Source organism: Zongyangia sp., assembly GCF_965361945.1.
Genome location: NZ_CBDTOK010000032.1, coordinates 1 through 3,848, shown reverse-complemented (window position 1 = coordinate 3,848; position 3,848 = coordinate 1). Strand labels below are relative to the sequence as shown.

Sequence of the window (3,848 nt, the reverse complement as noted above, 5' to 3'; positions counted from 1 at the left end):
GGGGGGATCATCACAGTAGACACGGGAAAAATCGCCGCGGTGGATACCGAAAGCGCCATCGCTTTTGCCAAAAGCGTTTGGGAAGATGGGAAGGAGCGGGGCTTCCTCAGGAATTACCGTTTTATCCAGTATCAAGATGGGGAAGAGATCTGGGTAATTTTCCTGGACTGCGGCCGCAATCTTTCCACCTTCCGGTCCTTTCTGCTGGCAAGTCTGGGAATCTGCGCCCTGGGACTGTTGGCGGTGCTGGGATTAATCCTCCTTTTCTCCCGGTGGATGGTCCGCCCTGTTTCGGAAAGTTATGAGAAACAGAAGCGGTTTATCACCGACGCGGGCCACGAGATTAAAACCCCCATTACCATCATTGGCGCTGACGCCCAGGTGCTGGAGATGGAACTGGGGGAAAATGAGTGGCTACGGGATATCCAGCTACAGACAAAACGGCTCTCAGCCCTGACCAATGAACTCATCCAGCTATCCAGAATGGAGGAGCAACACCGGCTGCAGATGATCGAATTCCCCTTTTCCGACCTGGTCACCGAGACGGCCCAGTCCCTCCAGGCCCTGGCTGTGACCCAGGACAAGGAGTTTACGGCCCAGATTCAGCCCATGATCTCCCTTTACGGTGATGAGAGTGCCCTGCGGCAGCTGGTGACCATCCTGCTGGACAATGCCCTTAAATATGCGCCAGCCCAGGGAAAAATCCACTTTTCCCTACAGAAACAGGGGAAATCTGTCCGGCTGGCGGTGGAAAACACGGTGGAAGCTCTTCCCGCCCAGAACCTGGAGCACCTGTTTGACCGGTTCTACCGGGGGGATCAGTCCCGAAGTTCCCAGACGGGAGGATACGGCTTGGGATTATCCATAGCCAAGGCCATTGTGGATGCCCACAAGGGGAAAATCCGGGCCTGGGGACAGGAGGGGCCGGTCCTCGTCATGGAAGCTGTCTTCCCGCCCCGGAAGGAGAAAGGCCGGCGGGAGGAAGAAAAACGGCCGGGATCTTCCCTAGAGGAGAGAAACTCCCAATAGCGTCCAGCTCATATAAAAAGAAAAGGCCCTGTCCGAGTAAATCGGACAGGGCCTTTTAAATTTTTAATCGATATCAGGTGTTTTTCATAATAACACTCTCTACCGCATCGGCTACATGCTCACAGGCGTCAGCGCATTTTTCCAGGTAGATATAAATTTCCCGCCAGCTGATGACGGTCAACGGATCCTGGCAAGAGGTGTGAAGCAAACGCATACTGTCGATGAACAATCGGTCAGCCTGTTCCTCTAAGGTGTTGATATGGATGATGTATTCCCGCAGCTTTTTGGAGCGGCGGAAATCAGAAAACTCATCCAGCAGCCGCTGCAGCTCCTCGCAGCAGCCGATAAGCACCGCGCCCAGCTCGATGGCGTCAGGCCGGATGGACTGGATGTTGTTGCAGTACAGCCGCAGCATGACATCCTCGATTTTATCGGTGATCTCATCAATGCTTTGGCTCAGAAGGATGATGTCCTCCCGCTCGATGGGGGTAATGAATGCCCGGGCCAACACATTGGAAAGCTCGTGCTTTTTTTCATCGGCGGCATGCTCTACCTGATGCAGCTCGTCCAACATGCTGTGCAGGCGCTCAGGATCGAAGTCTTTTAGTACATCTTCCAGATAGTGGGCCGCCTGGCAGGCATAACCGGCGCAGGCACTGAAATTTTCATAGTAAAAGCTGTCTTGTTTTTTCGACATAATTTTGCTCCTTTATCTGTACAGTCCTAGGGCTGTTATGGAAAAGCTGCTCAGAACAGCATCATAAACAATTTGGCCATGACGAAACTGATGAGACCACAGCCAGGGAAGGTGAACACCCAGGTCAGCACCATGTCTTTGACTACGCCGAAGTTGATGGCGGAGAGCCGCTTAACAGCGCCCACACCCATGATAGCGCTGGTCTTTGTGTGGGTGGTGGATACAGGGATACCAAACAGGCTGGAGAATAACAAACACAGCGCCGCCGATAAGTCAGCAGCAAAACCTTGATACTTTTCCAGCTTGACCATATCCATGCCTACTGCTTTGATGATTTTTTCACCGCCGACACTGGTACCGATACCCATAACCGCACTGCACAAAAGCATCAGCCAGACAGGAATCAGCACGCCGCTGACGCTGTTCATCCCGTTGCTAAAGGCTACTCCCAAAAACAACACACCGATAAATTTCTGGCCGTCCTGCGCGCCATGCATAAAGCTCATGGCGGCAGCACCGAATACCTCGGCTCCGGTGAAAAATTTATTGGTGCGTCTACGGTCCATTTTACGGCAAATGATCGTAAGGGCTTTGCAGACCACCCAGCCGATGCCAAAGCCCAAGGCTAAGCTGGCCACCAGGCCATACAACACCTTGACCCATTCCTCCATATTGATGCCGCCAACGCCGTTTTGGATAGCGATGGCAGCACCGGATAAACCGGCAATCAAGCTGTGGCTTTCGCTGGTGGGAATGCCAAACATAGAGGCTACAACGCTGTATACCACGATGGAAAATAACGCCGCACACAGAGCGATCAGTGCCTCCCGGGTGTCACCGCCGAAATCCACCATGTTACTAATGGTAGAGGCCACAGAACTGTTGATGTGGGTCATGACCAATACACCTAGGAAATTAAAGACGGCGCTGAGCATAATGGCGACCCGGGGCCGCATGCAGCGTGTGGTAATGCAAGTGGCGATAGCGTTGGGAGCGTCAGTCCATCCATTGACAAAGATGACGCCCATCGTCAGCACCACAGTGACCAGCAGCACAGGACTTGAAGCCATGGCGCTGATAAAATAGGAGAATGATACATCCATAATTGTTACCTGCCTTGTAGTTACCAAGCGCGACTATAAAGTCCCGGCCAGGCGATGGGAGGATTGTTTTTCGACAACTTACTCCGTTTAATGTTAAGGGTAACATCAAAATGAGACAACGTCAATAGAAAATATAATTCTTGTATAAACAATGTAAATTGAACTATAATTTTTGTAAATTTATGCACCCGAGTCGTTCAAATCAGCAGTAACGTTGTAGCGGTTTCTTTAAAGGTTAAAAAAGGAAGGCATAGATAGGAGGATGCGCCATATTTTATTTAATTTTAAGGCGTATATTATATAATGAAAGAAATAGGGCGTAAAAGATCAAAGCCCGGATCAGCATCGGCAGGAATATCCACTGGGACATCCCTCTGGAATAAAAGTGGAGACAGTTTTTATTTAAAGCCGTCGGAGATTATGTGTCGTTCACGACGGCTTGGGCTTACGGTACAAAAAAGATCCCCACCATAAACGCGAGCGGATAGACAAAATAAAAAAACTGAGCCCGGAACGCGAATTGCGTCCAGGCTCAGCCTGGTGGGCTTACGGTACAAAAAAGATCCCCACCATAAACGCGAGTGAATAGACAAAATAAAAAAACTGAGCCCGGAACGCGAATTGCGTCCAGGCTCAGCCTGGTGGTGCGCCCGACAGGAGTCGAACCTGCGGCCTTTAGAGTCGGAGTCTAACGCTCTATCCAGCTGAGCTACGAGCGCGTCTCAAATTGAGAACGATAAAAAGTATACCACAAATTAGAAAAAAAGAAAAGATGCTTCTTTAAAATTCTTCTTTTTTATAGGAAAATATTCAAATAGTATAATAAAGAGGAGGGGTTAAAAGGAGATTAAAAACTATTTGTATAGAAATCGTATAAAAATCGGGAAATGTAAAAAAATGTCCGAAAAACAGTTGACAGTGGGGAAGGTATGTGCTAAAATAAACAAGCTGTCTCGGAGAGAGGGCCGGGAGGCCGGAAAAGAGCTGAGATAGCGAAAAAAGATTTGGGAAATATATTG

3 protein-coding genes and 1 tRNA gene are annotated in these 3,848 nt (G+C 49.7%); 1 reads left to right on the top strand and 3 read right to left on the bottom strand.

Translation table 11 applies throughout. The features are described from left to right. On the top strand, window positions 1-1,029 hold a 1,029-nt coding region (locus ACZ25G_RS01955; RefSeq protein WP_463681357.1), incomplete at its 5' end, for a sensor histidine kinase. 73 nt (window positions 1,030-1,102) lie between these two features. Here ACZ25G_RS01955 and ACZ25G_RS01950 read toward each other — a convergent pair. The 3 genes from ACZ25G_RS01950 to ACZ25G_RS01940 all read right to left on the bottom strand — a co-directional run bounded on the left by ACZ25G_RS01950 (window position 1,103) and on the right by ACZ25G_RS01940 (window position 3,548). Beyond that, a complete protein-coding gene (locus tag ACZ25G_RS01950; RefSeq protein ID WP_463681356.1) occupies window positions 1,103-1,726 on the bottom strand; it encodes a DUF47 domain-containing protein in 624 nt (207 codons plus the stop codon). A gap of 50 nt (window positions 1,727-1,776) precedes the next feature. Next, window positions 1,777-2,829 carry an inorganic phosphate transporter gene (locus tag ACZ25G_RS01945; protein WP_191482635.1) on the bottom strand — a complete coding sequence of 351 codons (1,053 nt, stop codon included), beginning with the start codon at window positions 2,827-2,829 and terminating at the stop codon, window positions 1,777-1,779. A 642-nt stretch (window positions 2,830-3,471) separates the two neighbouring features. Continuing rightward, window positions 3,472-3,548 (bottom strand) — tRNA-Arg (locus tag ACZ25G_RS01940). Window positions 3,549-3,848: the final 300 nt, after the last annotated feature.

Coding starts and splice junctions, on each gene's coding strand:
- ACZ25G_RS01945 (WP_191482635.1), bottom strand. CDS start 2,829: ATGGATGTATCATTCTCCTATTTTATCAGCGCCATGGCTTCAAGTCCT.
- ACZ25G_RS01950 (WP_463681356.1), bottom strand. CDS start 1,726: ATGTCGAAAAAACAAGACAGCTTTTACTATGAAAATTTCAGTGCCTGC.